This window comes from Pseudoalteromonas sp. NZS11 (assembly GCF_015864765.1).
In the GTDB taxonomy this organism is placed as follows: Bacteria; Pseudomonadota; Gammaproteobacteria; order Enterobacterales; family Alteromonadaceae; genus Pseudoalteromonas; species Pseudoalteromonas arctica.
In genome coordinates, this window is sequence record NZ_JADYWP010000007.1 from 73,778 (window position 1) to 93,220 (window position 19,443).

A 19,443-nucleotide genomic window follows, 5' to 3' on the forward strand; every position below is an offset into this window, starting at 1 on the left:
CAGTGTTATATGCTAAATATTATTCAATCAAACCGGATGGAAGCCCTGCAAGCGCAGTTCCACCAGCTGTTAAAAGTAAACCCATTGCAAAGCCCGTTCGACAAAGAAGTAGTGCTAGTGCAATCGCCGGGTATGTCGCAGTGGTTAAAAATAGGTTTGAGCGAAAACTTAGGGGTTGCGGCGCAGGTAGATTTTCCGCTGCCGTCGAGCTTTATTTGGCAGTTGTATCAGCAATTACTGCCAAATGTCCCTAAAGAGTCGGCATTTAATAAGCCCAACCTTGCTTGGAAGCTGTTCGCAATTTTACCAACCTGTATTGACGAGCCATTATATTTGCCGCTAAAAACTTATTTAGAGGGCGATATCGACGGGCAAAAAACCTTTGCGCTGTGCGAAAAAATAGCCGATGTGTACGACCAATATTTAATGTACCGACCGCACTGGATAGCCACATGGGATAGCGGCAAAGATGACCTTGATGACGTAGATGTAGCCATTGCCCCATGGCAACCTGACTTATGGCGACGCATTGTAAAACTAAGCCAAGACCTTGGGCAAAGCCAATTTCATCGCGCTAATATGCAAGATCAGTTACTTAAAGCACTTGAGACTATGGATAATAGCTTACTGCCACAACGCATTAGTTTATTTGGTATATCGGCGATTGCCAGTTCCCAGCTTGAGGTGTTTGAAGCGCTGAGTAAAAAAACCGAGGTTATATTATTCTTTTTTAACCCAAGTGAGCATTACTGGGGCGATATTATAGATGAAAAAACAGCGGCAAAAATAAGTGCTAAATACGCCAAAATGCCGCTGGTGGAAGCACAACAAAAAAAACAAACCAATCCAGATGAAGAATACTACTTTATTGGTAATCCTTTGTTATCGTCGTGGGGTAAATTAGGTCGCGACTATTTCGAACAACTTGTACAGCTAGATGCCCGTTGGATTGATGGTTTTATTGATGCGTTTGACGACACCTTACTAGGGCAAGTACAAAGCGAGATTTATCAGCTTGCGTTTAAAGGCGAATCGCTGACCGATAACAAAGAGTGGTTTATAAACGACGAAGGTAAATTGCCAATCAGCGCAACCGACACCAGTATTACGCTCAGCGATTGCCATACTCCGCTCAGAGAAGTTGAGCGCTTGCACGACTACTTACTTAACTTATTTAATCAAAACCCAGCGCTTACCCCCAAAGACATAATTGTCATGATGCCCGATGTAGGTACTTACAGCCCTTACATTGAAGCCGTATTTGGCGGGGCACAAGGCAGCCGCTTTATTCCTTACGCATTGGCCGATTTAGCCATAGAGCAAGAAAAGCCCGTCCTTAGCTCATTTGCGAGTTTAGCTAACTTACCGTTTTCGCGCTTTGGTGTGTCGGATATTCTCGATTTATTACAAGTTACGCAAATAGCCGAAAAATTTGGGCTTGAAGCGCACGAATACGAGCAAATTCAATACTGGCTTGAACGTGTAGGCGTTAAATGGGGTATAAACGCAGCGCATAAAAGCAGCTTTGATTTACCCGCTATCGATTTAAATACCTGGCAACATGGGCTCAACCGTTTACTGCTTGGCATTGCCATGCGCGACGAACAATGCCCGTTTAACGGTATTTACAGCGCTGATGAAGTCGAAGGTATGGCGCTCGATACACTCAACAAGCTCGTGCACTTTATTGATGTACTGCAAAGCTTTAAAGAGCAGTTAACGCCTGATGATACGCTCACTAATAAAGCGCATATTTTAAGCGAGCTACTAAACGCTATATACGAAAGTGAAAGCGACGACAGCTGGGATTTATTAGTACTTCAAAACGTGCTCGAAGAGTTACAAAAACACCACGAAAACGGCGATTACAGCAAGGCGGTTTCGCAGCGTATTGTTAGTTACTTAGTTAAACAAGGCATTCAAGAAAAAGGCGTAGGGCAGCGGTTTTTGGTTGGGCAAGTAAACTTTTGTACGCTTATGCCCATGCGCGCCGTACCATTTAAAGTGGTATGCATGCTGGGCTTAAACGATGCTGACTACCCGCGTAACGTACAACCCATTGGTTTTGACTTAGTGCCTTATTCTAAAAAGCAAAAAGGTGACCGATCACGTAAATTAGATGATCGCTACTTATTTTTAGAAGCGCTACTGAGTGCCCGCGACAACTTATACATGAGTTACATTGGTCGCTCGTGTTTTGATAACCAACCGCGCATGCCATCAACGCTTGTAAGTGAGCTGTTAGAATATATTGGCCGTAGTTTTGTATTAAACGAAAAGAGTGAAAAAACGCTGCCCGCATGTCTAATCAATCAGCAGCATTTACAGCCCTTTAATAGCCATTATTATTTAGCCGATGAGCAAGCTAATACTGTGCTGAGTAACCACAGTTACAACCCAATTTGGCTGCCAAGTGAGTCAATTAAACCAGAGCCAGTTATTGCACTTGATGTGACTGTGCCAGAGCAGCAAGATCTCGATGTGTTTATTAGAAGTGTGTGCAGCGCACAAGAGAGCTTTTATCAGCAAACATTAGGTTTACGCCTGCCACAATTTAACGAAGTAGCAAAAGACGAAGAACCATTTAGCCTAGATGCACTGCGCCGTTATTTTTACCTTGATGAAATACTTAAAGCCAATATAAACGAGCAACCACTGAGTACCGAGCAAATACTGCAGCGGGGTGAGTTACCTCAAGCCAATGTAGGCAGCCTCATATTTGAAAGTATGGAGCACCGAGTTGACGCGCTTGCAGGGCAAGTAAAAGAGCACATTAAAGGCGGGAAAAGTGAGCCGATAGAAGTTTTGCTTACCATTGAAGGCACCAAAATAGAGGGCTGGCTAAATCATGTTTATTTGCAAAAACAAGTGTTTTATCGCAGCGCCAGTATTAAAGCGAAAGATTTAATTAAAGGCTTTATTTATCACCTTGCAGCGCAAAGTATGGATCAACAAGTAGAAACATTGTTACTTGGGCTTGATAAGCAAATTACCTTTGCGCCCATAAGCAAAGCCGATGCCGATGCACTATTAGCCGATTGGTTTGAGTTATACAAAGCGCTGCGCGCAGAGCCTGTGCCGTTTTTTCCGGTAAGTGGTTATGAGTACGTTAAAAGCGGCGGCGATATAACAAAAGCAATGAGCAAATTTAGCCCGCAATACATAGGGCGAGGCGAGGGCGAAAATCCGTATATTCGCTTAACGGTGCAATCGCTAAACGATTGCCAAGAAGAATTTATAAAATGGAGTGATAAATTGCTCACGCCTTTATTTAAACATGCAAAGGAGAGTGGCCATGCAAGCGCTTAATCCTCTTACTATGCCGCTCATTGGTCAAAGTTTAATAGAAGCCAGTGCGGGTACCGGCAAAACCTATACGATTACGGGGCTGTATTTACGCTACTTATTAGGCATGCAAATAGAAGGTGAGTTAAATACGCCGCTCAGTGTTGAGCAAATTTTGGTAGTAACCTTTACCGACGCTGCCACCCAAGAAATTAAAGACCGCGTACGCAGCCGAATTATTGCTGCGCGCGACGCATTGCTTGGGCAAGACCCAAACGACGAACTCATTGAAGGCGTAATTGCCAAAATTGATGATAAGCACCGCGCCTTTGATTTACTCGATGCAGCTGCTAAATCAATGGACGAAGCGGCTATTTTTACTATTCATGGCTTTTGTCAGCGGATGCTAAAACAACATGCGTTTGAGTCGGGAGTGGCGTTTAATCTAGAATTTATTTTAGATGAGCGCGACATATTACTCGAAACCATTAAAGATTTTTGGCGTGCGTTTGTATACCCACTTAACAAAGAACGCACCGATGCTATTTTAGATGTATTTGCCGCACCAGAGGCTTTATTCGCTCAAGTGGCGAGCATTTTAAATAAAGCCAATGCGCACATTACGCCACAAATAAATTTAGATGATGTATGGAAGGCGCGTGACGAGTACATAATCCGTGTACCTGTATTTAAAAAAGCGGTGTTAGAGCAAGAGTTTATAGGTGCTATTAAAGACTCGGGTTTAAGCGGGTCTAAAACGCCAGCACGAAAAGGCAGCCTTAGTGCGCTTGAGGCATTTTGTTTAGGCGGCGATTTGTTTTTTGAATTTGGCACTAGCAAGTATTCGTTTGAAGTGTGGAGTACAGAAAACCTAAGCGATGTGAGCAATTATAAAAAAAATCAGCCATTATTTGTGCATCCATTACTGAGTCAATTTGACGAGCTTGCCGCCCTTAACAACACCATAAACCAAGGGCTTAAAATAGCGGTTGTACAACATGCAGCACGCTGGGTAAAAGCCGCAATAGTTAAGCGTAAACAAGAGCAAAGCGTGATCACCCCAGATGACTTATTGACCAATTTACACAGTGCGCTTAATAACGAGCAAGGCGACGTACTGGCGCAAAAAATTGCGCAGTTGTTTCCGGTTGCCATGATTGATGAATTCCAAGATACCGATCCGATTCAGTACGGTATTTTTAGTAAAATTTATGGGCAACAAAATACTACGCTTGCCATGATAGGCGACCCTAAACAGGCTATTTATGGCTTTAGGGGCGCAGATATTTTTACGTACATTGGCGCAAAAGAAGCTGTACAGATTGATCAGCAATTTACGCTGGGGACTAACTTTCGCTCAAGCACCGATATAGTAAATAGCGTTAATAGTTTATTTGGCAAACACGCTAACAGCTTTATTTATAACGACGCCATACCGTTTAACGCAGTAGCTGCCAAAGGCAAAAAAGCGGATGACTCTTTTTTAATTGATGGCAAACCCGCTACCGCATTCGAATTTAATGTATTTGTGGATGAAGCCGCAGACGAAAAAAACAAACCAACCAACAAAGGTGTAGGGCAAGCGCATTTAGCCACTCACTTTGCGAATAAAATAGTAACTTTGCTTGAAAAAGCAAAACAGGGGGACGCGTGTATTGGCAGTATCCCTGTAAGCGCTGCCGATATTTGTATATTAGTGCGCGACCGTGTTGAAGCGCAAATAATGAAAAAAGCGCTAGATGATGCCAAAATAGCCAGCGTGTATTTATCGCGCGAGAGCGTTTTTAGCCAAGAGCTTAGCCATCACCTACTTAACTTTTTAACAGCGCTGCATGGTCAATATGACGAGTCATTGCTGCGCGGTGTTTTAGCCGGACCACTATTTTGTTTAAGTTATAACGAAATACACGCACTCGCTGATGATGAAAATAAATGGCAAGAGCATTTAAACTTTTTTGCACAGCTCAGCCACATTTGGAACAAGCAAGGCGCTATGGCCATGCTTGAGCGCTTAATGGGCCATAACCAGCTTAGCGCTAAATGGCAAGGATTGGGATATAACGTTGAGCGTTGGCTGACTGACTTTAGGCATTTGGGCGAAATACTTCAGCAAAAACAAATAGAGCTTGAAGGCACGCTGCGTTTGCTGCGCTGGTTTGCACAAAAGGTAAGCCAACAAGACGGCGAAACAGTACAAGTGCGCCTAGAAAGTGACGCCAACTTAGTTAAAATTGTCACTATGCATGCCTCAAAAGGGCTTGAATACCCTCTGGTATTTATGCCGTTTGCCAGTGGCTATCGCGAAACTAAAGAAGCGCTTTATCACAATAATGGCAAGCTAATTTACGATTTAAGTAAAGACGAAGATGCCCTGCAAAAAGCAGAGCAAGAGCGCCTAGCTGAAGATTTACGCCTGCTGTATGTAGCCCTTACTCGCGCTGTGCATTTTTGTGCGCTTGGTGTTTACAACATTGGGCAAGGGCAAAGTAGCCGCTTAGCTATGCAAAGTAGTGCACTAGGGCATGTGTTATTTGCAGGGCTTGAACTTGCTAGTAGCCAAACATGGCGCACGCATTTAAGTGAGTTTTGCGACGCTAATAGCGCGATGAGCTATCAGCAATTTACCTCACAAACGTTATTAGAGCAGGGCACGCTTTGTTTTAGTAATAGTGAAATTGCGCAGCAAACATTAAGTGTTAATAGAGTAACGGCAAATATTGAGCGTAACTGGCGAGCAACCAGCTTTAGTGCGTTGAGCTTTAAAAAGCACAGCGACCAATTAGCCCCAGGGCGAAGTGATGAAGATCACGAAAAAGACGAGTTTGCAGTGCAAGAGGACGAACTACCGTCACCTTATAGTTTTCCTAAAGGACCAAAGCCGGGTAGCTGTTTGCACGAAATATTTGAACAAATAGATTTTATTAGCCCAATAGTTCACCCAACTAATACCGAGCAAAACTTATCTGAGGTAGTTAAGCGCAGCCTTGAAAAGTATCACATAGGTGAGCAATGGCGAGAAGTGGCCGAAAAATGGGTGCTTGATGTTCTTGCGTGCCCCCTAGATAAAAGCTCTCTAGAAAACAGCCTTCTTTCATTGGGTGTGCTTACACCCAATGATTGCCTAGTCGAAATGGAGTTTAATTTACCCCTTGAGAGCTTAAGTGCACCTAAGCTAAACGAAATGCTGGTTAAACATTTTGGCTTTACGCAAAGTAAGCTTGAATTTTCACAAGTAAAAGGCTTGTTAAAAGGCTTTGTCGATTTAATATTTTGCTACCAAGGCAAGTATTATATTTTAGATTATAAGTCTAATTATTTAGGCAGTACGCCAGCTGATTACGAAGGCGATATGCTTGAGCAAGCAATGAGCAGTCATCAGTATCATTTACAGTATTTAATCTACACGGTAGCGCTGCATCGTTTATTAAAACAACGTATAGCTGATTACTCAATAGAAACCCATTTAGGCGGTGTGTATTATACTTTTTTACGTGGAATGCCGGCAGGGCAAGGCGTGTACTTTAAAAAGCTAACTGAAGAACAAGTGATTATTTTAGATGGCTTATTTAGCCAAGGAGCCATGCTATGAGCGATTTAAATGAGCAACCTGGCTTGTTTGACGATATAGACGAGACACTTAATAATGAAGCAGCAGAGCCTCTTACTTCAAAAAATGTAGCACAAGATGCCTCATTAGAGGACATTGTGTTAAACAATGCTATTACCGAAGTGCCGTTACTTGAGTATTTATTAGCGCAGAACCGACTACGTGTAGTTGATGTTAAACTCGCAGAATTACTGTGTGCTAATGACATTGAGCAAACTCACAATGAACTATTTTATATTATTTTATTGCTGTGCTTATCGCAGCAAAGCCAGCATAGCTGCCTAACCTTAAATGAAGTTGATTGGAGTAATCCTTTTAACTTGCGCAAAAGCGACTTTAATAAACTCGATGGAAATGTACCCAGTACGCTAAGCCCGTTTAGTGATAATTTTAATGTACACACAGCGCTTAGTTATTTACAAAACCATGAAAGCGTAGGCGAGAGTAAACCACTACAATTATTTAACGAGCGACTTTATTTTGCGCGCCTTGCCGGTTATGAGCAAACACTCGCGGATAGATTATTAAGCATGAGCGAGCGAAAGCTCAATATTAATAATGAAATATTGGCAGAACTTTTAAATACCTATTTTCCTGCTGATTCAACAATTGAAACTGATTGGCAAAAAGTGGCGTGCGCGATTGCCGCCACCAAAGGATTTAGTGTGATCACGGGTGGCCCAGGTACAGGTAAAACTACCACAGTGACTAAGTTGCTGGCTATTTTGCAGTCGCTTTATAAAACCGCGCCGCTTAGCATTAAGCTGGTGGCACCCACTGGTAAAGCAGCTGCACGTTTAAGTGAATCTATTTTAGGTGCCAAAAATAAGCTCACAACGATTCCTGATGATATAAAAACGTTGATACCGCAAAGCGCTCAAACTATTCATCGTTTATTGGGTGTAAAACCGTTTACTAATAAATTTAGGCATAACAAAAGCAATCCGCTGCATTTAGATGTACTAATTATTGATGAAGCCAGTATGGTCGATTTATCGCTGATGGCTAAATTAATAGAAGCACTGCCCGCGCACGCGCGATTAATACTCCTAGGTGACAAAGATCAGCTTGCCTCGGTAGATACCGGCAGTGTAATGAGCGATTTATGCCAAGGTTTAACACTTGGGCAAACGCCAAGCTACTCGCAAGCACGTTGTGATGAGCTAAATAGTTTATGTTTTAATAATAAACCTAAACTCGTAGCGCAAAGCGTGAGTGAATTTAAACTTGCAGATTGCATTGCCTTTTTACAGCACAGTTATCGATTTGACGCACAAAGCGGTATTGGTCAACTAGCACTTGCGGTAAACACCAATAACACCGGTATTTTAAATTACGTAGAGCAAGAAAGTAGTGAAGGGCGTTTTAACGATGTAATTTTAGATTACGACTTTGTAGCAAAACCGATTGAAAAGCTCGTTAAAAGTGCAGCAAGTCATTATGCAAAATACCTTAACTTAATTGCCCAAGGTGCAGATGTTGCACAGGTGCATACTGCTTTTGCTAGTTATCAGCTTTTAGCTGCGGTACGAGAGGGCGATTACGGCGTTCATAGCTTAAATCAACGAATAGAGCGCGTGTTGCAACAGCAAGGTTTAATTACCGTAAGTCCTAATACTCACCACTACACGGGTATGCCTATTATGGTGAGCCAAAACGATTACCAGCTTAAGTTATTTAACGGTGATATTGGTATTTTAATGCCCGATGAAAGTGGGCAGCTCAAAGCCATATTTATTGACGAGCAAGGTAATCAACGAGCATTTTCACCTGCACGACTCCCTGCACACGATAAAGTCTATGTAATGACTATTCATAAATCACAAGGCTCAGAGTTTAGTTACACAGTCATGGTACTGCCACCGCTAAAACAAGCGCGCATGGGTATTAACAGGCAATTAGTGTATACGGGAATAACCCGCGCTAAAAATAAGTTTGAGCTGGTGGCTGACAAAAAAGTACTGCAATTAGCAATGAATAAAAGCGTATCGAGAGCGTCTGGATTGTATGAAAGATTAAAGTTTGAGAATTAAAGGTTCTGCTGGGACATAGAAGTTATTTTATTGATGTATCCACATATTTGTAGATACCAGTGTTTATGTATTGGCTATTTTAAAACTTTCTGAATCTAGTAATTAAAGCTCTTATTATTTATCGCGTTATAAATAATATCTTCTATAATAAAATTAATTTCATTTCATATCGAATGTATTAGTAGGGATATTAATGTTTTTTTCTAAAAATAAACAAAACGAAATAGCTTCTCTAAAAGCTGAACTTTACCCATTACAACAAGTGTGGGAAGGGCTTTACCGAGAGATGTTAGTACTAAACATTCTTTATGATGGCCGAATTTCGCACGCCAATGATAAGTTTTTAGAAAACCTAGGCTACAGTGAAGATGATCTAACTAATAATTCTTTTGACGATTTTATTACAGATTCGTCTCGTCAATCTTCAGAATTTAAAAGCCTACAGCAAGCTATTAAAAAAGAAGGGCATTGGGGCGGTGCATTGCAAGTTATGCGCAGCGATGGTAAAGCTGAATGGTTACGTTTAATAGTACATCCAGTAAAAGGGGAGCAAGATCAGTTGCTCTATTTTTCTATATTCGGAAGTGTACTTACAAAAACAATTACGGCTTCTCGCGAGCAAAGCGATACTATTAAAGCGATATATCGCTCTATGGCGGTAATTGAATTTGATTTAGAAGGCCATGTCTTAAAAGCAAATGATCAGTTTTTAGCTGCAATGGGTTATCAAGAAAGTGAAATACTAGGTAAACATCACCGTACGTTTTGTGAGGCTTCAGAGTATAACTCCCAAGAGTATCTGCAATTTTGGGCTAAATTAAGAGAAGGTAAGTTTATTGCTGAGCGTTTTAAGCGCGTAGATAAACATGGCAACATTGTTTGGCTAGAAGCGTCGTATAACCCAATCTCAAATGACGCGAATGAGCTTTATAAAGTGATGAAGTTTGCAACTGTTATCACTGACCAAGTAAATCAAGAAATTGCGATATCACAAGCTGCCGAAATTGCTTATAGCACCTCAACCCAAACTGATAAAAAAGCAGAGCAAGGCGCGAGCGTTATACAAGATACAGTCGCAGTAATGACTGAGCTGGCTATTAACATGGAGCAAGCTGCAAATGAAATTTCAGCGCTTGATCAGCAGTCGCAACAAATATCGAGTATTGTACAAAGCATTAGTAGTATTGCTGAGCAAACAAATTTATTAGCATTAAATGCCGCAATTGAAGCGGCAAGAGCTGGCGAGCAGGGGCGAGGCTTTGCTGTGGTTGCAGATGAAGTGCGATTGCTTGCATCGCGTACCTCAAAAGCAACAGAAGAAATTGTAGAAGTTGTACAGCGCAACCAATCACAAACCCAAAATACGGTGGCTGTAATAGAAAAAGGTAAAGAGAAGGCAGAGCAAGGCTTGGCGTTATCTAAAGAATCTGGTGAAGTGATGCAAGAGATCCAACAAGGTGCACAAGAAGTTGTAAATGCGATTGGGCAATTTACCAGTGAACTTAAAGCTAACGGTTAGATTAGCTTCGTCCTTATTCTAAAGCGGGCACTTTCAATGGTATCCGCTTTAATCTTACTACCCTCAATATACCCCTTGAAACCCATCTAATAATTTCAAATATAACAACTATACCTCTATTAACTCATTAATCGGTATGAAATAAGTTTCTTCTCTTCCCTAAATGATAATAAGTTGTTGCATTTTTGTTCGTTGTTCCTAATACTAGAGTCTGTTGATCTTTCAAGGTTAAATTTGCAGCAGTCTGTTTGGTATTTAGGCAAGGCAGAGCCTAAGTAGTGTGGTTGTTCCCCATAAATAGGCGATAACGTAGCATTAATGCCAAACAGACGCTGCCCAAAGGGTACTTCCTAGAGGCTATTTACTCTTTGTTGCTCGTTTTTTACTTATTCTTACATGGATGTAAGCCAGTAGAGTAACGCAGGAGCAGTTACCGAGCCCACTAGGTTACAAATCTCGCGCCGTGATTAAATAGCCTCTAGTTTGAACAAATTTTAATCCGCAAAGAACAACAGACCCTAGTGAACACCTAAGCTGACAAGCTTATGTAAACCAACATGAATACCTTAAATGATAATAAAATATTAAGTACACAACATTAAGGAATTGTATGAACAACACAAAGCGCACACACAAATTAATTAAGCCAAGCCACCTAATTGGTGCGGGGTTAGCTATGTTAATGAGCTTTTCTGCAGCGAGTAAAGACTACAAAATTATATTAATTCATGGGTTACAAACTTCGCAAATAACAAATAAGTCGGGTAGTGATGTAATCAATGATGGTGAAACATATTGGCAATCGTACTGGAATAATCGTGCAGATGAGCGAATTGATTGGCCTGCTTATGAACGTATTGAAGGTAAAATTGCTACCGATTGGGTGTGGCCAAAGCTAAAGCAAATTTCACGCTCTAATTTATGCAGTGATGGCTGTGTATTTGTAACACATTCAACAGGAGACTTAGTTGCACGCCATATTATTGATAATCAAGAAAACTGGTTAGAAAACGAAGGCTTAGAGCCGCTTAATATTGTTGCTACGTTTGATTTAGCAGGCGCGGGTGGTGGAAGTGAGCTGGCTGACGTAGCTGTTAGTGCTTTAACTGGCGCATCATGGAACTTTGCGGTCGATGCTGCACTCAAATGGTGGCTAGGAAGTGATGTAACCGAAGCTGTTGGTGTATTACACGATTTAAAAGTAAACAATGCACGTAAAATTTCACCATTCCCAGATGCACGTACGCCACGTTTACGCTTTGTTGCCGATGGAAATGCATATTTGGGTTTAACGGGTGGTTTTTTAAAAGGCAATGATGATTCGGTTGTTGCATCGCACTCTTCATGTGGTGCCAGTTCGGCTGGCTCGTTTGGAAGTTGTAGCAGCAGTATTGATACAAATGGCCATTTAAAATCGCAAGGTGATGCAGTAAGTAGCTTTATGCCAAACCATTATCCAATGATGATGAGTGACAGTTATAGCCATAACGAAATACATAACGCGCAGCGAAAAGGTAATGTAACAATAGCCATGAATAACGTAAATGTGGAAGGTGACACTGTAGGTTTTAATACGTTTGATAAAACTACAGGTAGTTGGTTTTGGAAAAAACAATATCGTTATATTAAGGATTCAAATAATTTAAGCGCATCAGCACTTATTTATAATGTGATTCCATAACATACAAGGCGTGTAGTTAAAAACTATACGCCTTATAAAAGATTGAAATATAAAAATGAAAAAATTTTATGTCGTTGCTTTAATTATTAGCACTATTTTATTCTCGCTATGGTTTACAGGTAAAAATGATGCTCATAAAGTTGCTGAGCCAATAACACCTCAGGTTAAACACAGTGCGAGCGTAGCTGATTTATCGCCAGTAAAAGTGATTCCTATAGATGTACCTACAGCAAAAAAAACACAATCAAAAAAACAAATCGCGTTTAATGAAGACTTAACAAAAGCAGCGCAGCAAGTGGTTATGCAATATGAAAGTGCACTTAAATTTCCTCCTTATTCTCAGCCATTGAGTCCATTAGATGAAGATCGATTAAAGCCAAATCAATTCTACCCGGTATCGAGCCCTATTGATGAAAGTGGCGATGCTTTAACGTTAAGTCTTAAGCAATATCGTTTTGTATACCCAGAAGAAATAACAATAAAGATAAGCGCTCAAGGGCTTGGAAAAGTGGTCGTTGAGCTTGCAAATACAGATACAAAAGAAGTGTTAAATACCCATACAGGCAATGCGCGTGACGGTGAAGCAATTATAACATTTGAAGAGGATGAAGATTACCCTCGTAGCTTACAAGTGTTTGTAGAGGGTGATGTTGCCGGTAAAAAAGTTCCCGTAGTTGCACAAATTCAATATATGCCGCCTAGTGCAACTTTAACAGGTTTTGAAACTGCTTATGCACAAAACGAAAACATGATTTTGCCAGCTAACATAGCGGTAGTAAAAAGTGGTTTGTATCGTGTTAGGGCTAATTTATACAGTGGCGATACACCACTTGCTCATTTAGTATCTAAAGAGCGGTTAGCACAAGGAAGCCAAACACTTAATTTGAAAGCCCACTGGTCGGTATTACCACAAGGCATTACAGATATGCGCTTAAGCGACTTTGTTATTGAGAGAATGTCGCCAAGCCCAGGTGAGCGAAACAGCTTTGGGAATAGTGAAATAAGTCATTTTGATATTAACGATTTTTCGTACGATAGCTTGCAGCAATTACCATATCAGGCTAATGCACAAGAAAAGTTAAGTTTGGAATTTTTACAAGGCTTAGCTGAGAGTTAAAAATAGAACGCAATGCTGAATTGGTAAATTTAAGGGGGTTGTACATAAATACAACCCCCTTAAATTTGTTAGCTTAGATTTATAGTAACTACACTTGGCGCTTCTTGTTCATCAAGCTCATTAGCAACAGGCACTTTAGGAATATCTGGTTTATCAAGGGCTATATCGCCACCATCAATTACTTCACCTGTTTGTAAGTTTTTAAAATCAAACAAGTCGGCGTCAGCTAAATGTGAAGGCACTATGTTTTGCATTGCTGTAAAAATGCTTTCAATACGACCTGGGTGCTCCGCATCCCATTTAGCGAGCATTGTTTTTGTATGTTTACGCTGTAAGTTTTCTTGCGAGCCACATAGGTTACACGGAATGATAGGGTAACCTTGTACAAATGCGTATTGGCTTATGTCGCTTTCTTTACAGTATGCAAGTGGGCGAATAACCATATGCTCGCCGTTATCACTCATTAATTTAGCCGGCATACTTTTTAGCTTTCCGCCGTAAAACATATTTAAAAACAATGTTTCAATCATGTCGTCACGGTGATGCCCAAGGGCTATTTTAGTAGCGCCTAGCTCTTTTGCTGTGCGGTATAAAATACCACGACGTAAGCGTGAGCAAAGTGAACACGTTGTTTTACCTTCAGGGATAATATCGGTAACAATACTGTAAGTATCTTCTTCTACAATTTTGTATTCAACATTTAATTTATCAAGATACTGGGGTAAAACATGCTCAGGAAAATCAGGTTGTTTTTGATCAAGATTTACAACAACTAGGTCAAACTTTATAGGTGCTACACGTTTTAAATGTTGAAGCATTTCAAGCATTGTGTAGCTATCTTTGCCGCCAGAAAGGCATACCATTATACGGTCACCCTCTTCAATCATATTGAAGTCCATAACGGCTTGACCAGTTTGGCGACGTAAACGCTTTTGCAGCTTATTTAAGTTAAATTGAGCTTTAGCTTGATCTGAGTGTGACAATTACGCCCCCTAGTAAAACAATACAGCAAAGTTATTTGCTAAAAATAAAGGGGCGTATTATACCCAAACCACCTGAATATGCGAGTTTAGGATGTAATTAAAATTGATTTAAACATGCCTTATTAACACGTAAAAATAACTCGCTTATAACTTGTACATAAGGCTTAAAATTAATCCTTTGCCATAGGGCTAACGTAACCATCGGGTTTGAGTGCCAGTACATCACAGTCTAGGCTATCAATTACATGCTCTGCTGTATTACCTACAAGAGCGGCACTTAAGCCAGTACGGCCAACAGTGCCAATAACAACTAATTCGCTCTTAAGGCGCTTAGCTACAGCGGGAATTACATCCTCTGGCAGGCCTTCTTCAATAAAACATTGCTCTGGGTTTAAATTAAACTCTGCAGCAAGTGCATTAGTTGATTCATGGTGATGCTTTTTAACTGATTCGTTATAAAGTCCTGGATTAAACTCAGGAATTTCGATGGCAATATTAATAGGAGTTGCAGGGTAGGCATTAACTAAATTAAGTTTTGCGTTGGCAAGTTCACATAAAAATTGTGCGTCTTTAATAACGCGTTTATTAAGTGCTATATGTTCTTCATTTTCACTTACTGCATTTACTGCAGCTAAAATATTACCGTTTGCTGGCCATGCCATTTCTTTTACAAATAATACCGGAGCGGGGCATTTGCGTACTAAGTGCCAATCCGTAGGGGTAAAAATAACTGATTTAAGTGCACCATGTTGATGTGTGCCTTTAATTACTAAATCGTACTTTTTATCAATTACAGTGTTTATTATGGCTTCGTAAGGGCGATTATGCCAAACCACTTGGGTTTCAATATTTATATCTTTGTAAGGAGAAACTAAATCGTTTAGCCATAGCTGGCGATCTTTTAGTACTGCATCGCGCATTGCTTCGCGTTCATCGCCAGATAGCATAGTAGTCATTTCGTAAGAGAAGTCGTAAACCGTCATAAAGGCGGTAATACTTGCGCCAGATTTTTTAGCTAAATCTATTGAACGTGCTAAACCGTGTTGATCATCTTTGGTGGGGTCAATAACCGCAATAATGCGTTTAATAGTGTTCATATGCTACTCCATTTACCTAACGGGTGTACATTTAGTGTAACGTAAATATAAAACAGTTAAAGGGGTAGCATATAAATTGTTGTTCTAAATCAAACTATTTAATTTAGCGAGGCTTAACTATCGCCGCTGTTTTAGCCAAGGCATCATTATCTAAAATTGTAATAAATTTACCCTCTACTTTAATTAAGTCAGCTTTTTGAAAACGACTTAATAAACGACTAATCGTTTCTACAGTTAGACCTAAGTAATTACCAATTTCGCCACGAGTCATTGTAAATCTAAATTCTTTACGCGAAAAACCACGCTCACCAAAACGCTCCGACAAGTTATAAATAAAACTAGCTAAGCGTTCCTCTGCTGATTTTTTATTGAGTAATAGCAGCATTTCTTGATCGTATGTAATTTCACTGCTCATTAAGCGCATTATTTGTTGGCGAAGTTTAGGTAATTTTCCTGATAGTTCATCAAGAGTATCGAATGGGATTTCGCACACCATTGACGTTTCAAGTGCTTGCGAAAAACTAGGATGAGTCATTTTACTTATTGCGTCAAAACCAACTAGGTCGCCCGCTAAATGAAAGCCGGTAATTTGCTCATCACCTCGCTCCGATAACGTGTACGATTTGAATGAGCCAGAACGAACTGCATAAATAGCGTGTAAAGGTGCACCTGATTCGAATAGGTAATCACCTTTATGTAGCGGTTTTTTTCGCTCAATGATTTCGTCAAGTCTATCCATTTCTTGGCCATTAAGTGAAAATGGCAAACACAATTGACTAATACTGCAGTTATTACAGCTAATAGCACAATTACCTTTAGTGCGGCTTTGAGAGAAATCCATAATTTAATCCGTTTAAATTTTTATACATTGCTGCAAAAATAATATTTAGAGGTTAACACGTCCTGAAGATTAATGTACCAGCTTGTCTGTTGCAATAATCAATAAGTAAATACCGTACCAAATTATAACACTGCCTAATACAATTCGGGTCCATGGATGGTTAATAATAGTATTTAGTTTTTGAGCGGTAACGCCTAATGTGATCATCGCGGGAAAAGTACCCAAAGCAAAGCAAAACATAACTAAAGCACCGTCTAACGCACTTGGGCTAGTCATCGCCCATGTAAGCGCTGAATATACTAAACCACAAGGCAGCCAGCCCCACAAAGCACCGTAACCTAAGGCTTTAAAAGGAGAGTTAATAGGCATTAAATATTTATTTAGCTTAACAATGTGTTGCCACACCAAGGTTTTACCAATTTTCTCTAACCATTGCAAAGTAGGGCCCAAGCGCATTATATACACGCCAACGAGGAGCATAAAAATAGCTGCAATGAACGAAAGTACTAAAGAGAAGGAGGTGTTTTGCCTTGCAAATTGGCTGCTAATACCAGCAACAAGTGCGCCTGCAGCCATATAGCTCAGTGCGCGTCCAATATTATAAGCAAATGAATAGGTAAATGTTTTACGTTTGTCACTTGCCAGTTGTAATGAGCTTGCAATACCACCACACATAGCAATGCAATGACCGCTACCGATTAGTCCCATTAAAAATGCGCTGGTATAAAGAGGGTCAATCATTACTTTTGTTATGTTGCTCTTTGTCATCTTCAAACAAAATACTATGACCTTGCTTGTTTAAATCTGAAAACTGCTCGCTTTTTACAGCCCAAAAGAAAACACCAATAGCAATAATGACGAACAAAATGGCGATAGGGATCAAAATGTAAATTATGCTCATAACTTTAATAGCCTTAGTGAATTACTAATCACAATAATCGAGCTGGCAGACATGCCAATAACAGCCATCCAAGGAGCAACTAAGCCCAACGCTGCCAGTGGTAATATTGAAGCATTATACAATAAAGACAGCGCAAGATTTTGCTTAATAATACGTCTGGTTTGTTTTGCTACATTAAGTAAGTGACCAATGGAGGCTAAATCGCTATTAAGAAGCACTACATCGGCGCTATTTTTTGATATGTCTGCACCGGTTTCCATAGCAATAGATAAGTGCGCACTGGCAAATACCGGGCTGTCGTTTACACCATCACCTACCATTGCAACCACTTCGTTTTGTGAAGACCATTGCTCAACGGCGGTTTGTTTATCTTGTGGAGAACATCCAAATTGCACACTTTCAAGTTTAAGTTGCTTAGCTACTTTTTGCCCAGCATCTGACGCGTCACCGGTTAACATGTGACACGTTAAGTTTTGCGATTGAAGTGAGTCTATAAGCTTTTTAGCATCGCTTTTCACTTTATCAACAAAGTAAAAACGTGCAACAACTTGCTTATTTATATACAAGCTCGCTTGTGCATTCGATTTTTTGCTATTAAACCAACCACTTTTACCAATTGCGTAATGATTAGTTGCATCTTGTGCGCTAATTCCCAGCCCTGGATGTACTTCAACGTTATTAAGACTGCGGTGAGCTGGCGTAAACTCATCAAATGCACTGGCGATAGGGTGCTCAGAATAACGTTCTAGCATGGCTGCCATATCTAGCACTTGCGCTTTTGTATATTGTTTATCGATTATATCTACTTCATCAAGGCTAAATTTACCTTGCGTAAGTGTGCCTGTTTTATCAAATGCAAATAAAGTAATTTGTGAGAGCGTTTCGAGCACATGCGCTTGTTTTATTAATACGCCTTTGCGGGTAAGCGTTGCCACCGCACATGTAAGCGCGGTAGGTATGGCTAAACTCAGGGCACACGGGCAGGTAGCAACTAAAACCGAAATAGTGATCCAAAATGCGTGTTCAGGATCAATTTGATACCAGCCAATAGCTGTAAGTGAAGCAAATATAAGCAGGCACGCTATAAACCATTGCGCAACTTTATCTGTAATTTCAACCAGTTTAGGGCGCTTGGTTAATGCGTTGTGTTGCAAGCGTATAATTTGATTTAAAAGTGTATTTTGACCAATTTTATTAATTTTTATTTCAATAACGCCGTCGTGGTTAACGCACCCGGCATAGACATTATGGCCAATAAACTTTGTAACGGGTTGATGTTCCCCCGTCATCATTGATTCATCAACCGTAGTTTTACCTTTAATAAGCTCGCCATCGGCAGGAATTGTTTCGCCGGCTTTAATAAGTACTACGTCATTAAGTTTTAGTTTTTTGGCTGCAATTATAAGCTCTTCGCCACTTTCGTTAATAGTGCGGGCTGTTAATGGCAATAATTTTTGTAAGTTGGCAGTAAATTCGCTCGCTTTTAAACGCGCTCTAAATTCAAGGTACTTACCTAATAAAAGTAAAAAGGTAAACATGCACACAGATTCAAAATACACTTCGCCGACTTGCATAAATGTGGCGTAACAACTTGCGCCAAACGCACCAAAAATAGCCAGCGATACGGGTAAATCCATATTGAGCTGTTTTGCTTTTAAGCCATTTATAGCATTGGTTAAAAAGGGCAGTGCGCTATATAAAATAACCGGAGAGGCCAGTACCAAGCTGATCCATCTAAAATACTGCTCAAAGTTACTGTCCATGCCTGAAAACATGCCAAAGTACATGGCGAACGCAAACATCATTACTTGCATGGTCATTAAGCCTGCAACACCTAAACGGCGAATATAGGCTTTGGCAGTTTGTTGTTTTTGCTTAGCTTCAATATCTGATTGAAATGGGTAGGCTTTATAACCAATTTTAGCTAAGGAAGTAATAACCTCACTCAACGGGGTGCTGGTTTTATCCCATTGAATCATCGCGCGGTTGGTAGATGTATTTACATCAACACGCTTAACTGAGGTTAAATTTAAGAGTTGTTTTTCGATAAGCCATGCACAAGCGGCGCAGGTTATACCTTCAACGCTTAATAATACCTCTGAGATATTATCGCTAGTGGCTATAAATTCGTCTTGAATGTCTTCGTTGTCATAACTTTTTATAAATGCGAGTTGCTCAGGTACCAGCTGTTCGACCTTTCCAGCACGAACCGTTCGGTATTTATAATAATCGGTCATACCTTGATCAACAATATTTTGCGCAACAGCTTGGCAGCCAATGCAACACATTGGCTGGGCAATATCGTCAATTATAACGTTTGCGCTAAATCCGTTTGGCACACTTTCAAGGCAATGAAAGCAAGAGTTAGACATAGTTATT

General features: G+C 40.4%; 12 protein-coding genes. 6 read left to right on the forward strand and 6 right to left on the reverse strand.

Annotated features, from left to right (window positions below; all coding sequences use genetic code 11):
• Window positions 1–9 precede the first annotated feature (9 nt).
• From recC to I6E82_RS14880, 6 genes are all read left to right on the forward strand, one after another.
• Window positions 10–3,309 carry an exodeoxyribonuclease V subunit gamma gene (gene recC / locus I6E82_RS14855; protein ID WP_197118197.1) on the forward strand — a complete coding sequence of 1,100 codons (3,300 nt, stop codon included), beginning with the start codon at window positions 10–12 and terminating at the stop codon, window positions 3,307–3,309.
• The gene (gene recB, locus I6E82_RS14860) at window positions 3,296–6,874 is read left to right on the forward strand and encodes an exodeoxyribonuclease V subunit beta (protein WP_197118198.1); all 3,579 of its coding nucleotides are present in this window, start codon (window positions 3,296–3,298) and stop codon (window positions 6,872–6,874) included. Before recC ends, recB begins: the two co-directional genes overlap by 14 nt.
• Entirely contained in the window at window positions 6,871–8,925 is a 2,055-nt protein-coding gene (gene recD / locus I6E82_RS14865; RefSeq protein WP_197118199.1) for an exodeoxyribonuclease V subunit alpha, read from the forward strand. The genes recB and recD overlap by 4 nt, the downstream gene beginning before the upstream one ends.
• Before the next feature lie 193 nt (window positions 8,926–9,118).
• Entirely contained in the window at window positions 9,119–10,444 is a 1,326-nt protein-coding gene (locus I6E82_RS14870) for a methyl-accepting chemotaxis protein (protein WP_007585625.1), read from the forward strand.
• Window positions 10,445–11,054: 610 nt separating this feature from the next.
• Window positions 11,055–12,125, forward strand: coding sequence for a hypothetical protein (locus tag I6E82_RS14875; protein WP_007585627.1), 1,071 nt, complete (start codon window positions 11,055–11,057; stop codon window positions 12,123–12,125).
• Window positions 12,126–12,180: 55 nt separating this feature from the next.
• Window positions 12,181–13,242: a hypothetical protein gene (locus I6E82_RS14880; RefSeq protein WP_165728836.1), complete on the forward strand. Its 1,062-nt coding sequence runs from the start codon at window positions 12,181–12,183 to the stop codon at window positions 13,240–13,242.
• Window positions 13,243–13,310: 68 nt separating this feature from the next.
• Here I6E82_RS14880 and ttcA read toward each other — a convergent pair whose 3' ends face one another.
• The 6 genes from ttcA to I6E82_RS14910 all read right to left on the reverse strand — a co-directional run bounded on the left by ttcA (window position 13,311) and on the right by I6E82_RS14910 (window position 19,436).
• On the reverse strand, window positions 13,311–14,225 hold the full coding sequence (gene ttcA / locus I6E82_RS14885; protein ID WP_007585631.1) for a tRNA 2-thiocytidine(32) synthetase TtcA: 915 nt from the start codon (window positions 14,223–14,225) through the stop codon (window positions 13,311–13,313).
• A gap of 170 nt (window positions 14,226–14,395) precedes the next feature.
• Window positions 14,396–15,322 (reverse strand): universal stress protein UspE, encoded by a 927-nt coding sequence (gene uspE / locus I6E82_RS14890; RefSeq protein ID WP_197118200.1) that lies wholly within the window; start codon window positions 15,320–15,322, stop codon window positions 14,396–14,398.
• A gap of 103 nt (window positions 15,323–15,425) precedes the next feature.
• Complete coding sequence (locus I6E82_RS14895; RefSeq protein ID WP_101216172.1) at window positions 15,426–16,163, reverse strand: FNR family transcription factor; 738 nt, start codon at window positions 16,161–16,163, stop codon at window positions 15,426–15,428.
• Between the two features lie 69 nt (window positions 16,164–16,232).
• Entirely contained in the window at window positions 16,233–16,904 is a 672-nt protein-coding gene (locus I6E82_RS14900) for a sulfite exporter TauE/SafE family protein (RefSeq protein ID WP_101216173.1), read from the reverse strand.
• Complete coding sequence (gene ccoS, locus I6E82_RS14905) at window positions 16,897–17,064, reverse strand: cbb3-type cytochrome oxidase assembly protein CcoS (RefSeq protein ID WP_002963071.1); 168 nt, start codon at window positions 17,062–17,064, stop codon at window positions 16,897–16,899. Before ccoS ends, I6E82_RS14900 begins: the two co-directional genes overlap by 8 nt.
• A complete protein-coding gene (locus tag I6E82_RS14910; RefSeq protein ID WP_101163973.1) occupies window positions 17,061–19,436 on the reverse strand; it encodes a heavy metal translocating P-type ATPase in 2,376 nt (791 codons plus the stop codon). The genes ccoS and I6E82_RS14910 overlap by 4 nt, the downstream gene beginning before the upstream one ends.
• Window positions 19,437–19,443 lie beyond the last annotated feature (7 nt).

Bases quoted from the DNA above. Each gene is read 5' to 3' on its own strand.
- recC (WP_197118197.1), top strand. From the start codon at position 10: ATGCTAAATATTATTCAATCAAACCGGATGGAAGCCCTGCAAGCGCAG.
- recB (WP_197118198.1), top strand. From the start codon at position 3,296: ATGCAAGCGCTTAATCCTCTTACTATGCCGCTCATTGGTCAAAGTTTA.
- recD (WP_197118199.1), top strand. From the start codon at position 6,871: ATGAGCGATTTAAATGAGCAACCTGGCTTGTTTGACGATATAGACGAG.
- I6E82_RS14870 (WP_007585625.1), top strand. From the start codon at position 9,119: ATGTTTTTTTCTAAAAATAAACAAAACGAAATAGCTTCTCTAAAAGCT.
- I6E82_RS14875 (WP_007585627.1), top strand. From the start codon at position 11,055: ATGAACAACACAAAGCGCACACACAAATTAATTAAGCCAAGCCACCTA.
- I6E82_RS14880 (WP_165728836.1), top strand. From the start codon at position 12,181: ATGAAAAAATTTTATGTCGTTGCTTTAATTATTAGCACTATTTTATTC.
- uspE (WP_197118200.1), bottom strand. From the start codon at position 15,322: ATGAACACTATTAAACGCATTATTGCGGTTATTGACCCCACCAAAGAT.
- I6E82_RS14895 (WP_101216172.1), bottom strand. From the start codon at position 16,163: ATGGATTTCTCTCAAAGCCGCACTAAAGGTAATTGTGCTATTAGCTGT.
- I6E82_RS14900 (WP_101216173.1), bottom strand. From the start codon at position 16,904: ATGATTGACCCTCTTTATACCAGCGCATTTTTAATGGGACTAATCGGT.
- ccoS (WP_002963071.1), bottom strand. From the start codon at position 17,064: ATGAGCATAATTTACATTTTGATCCCTATCGCCATTTTGTTCGTCATT.
- I6E82_RS14910 (WP_101163973.1), bottom strand. From the start codon at position 19,436: ATGTCTAACTCTTGCTTTCATTGCCTTGAAAGTGTGCCAAACGGATTT.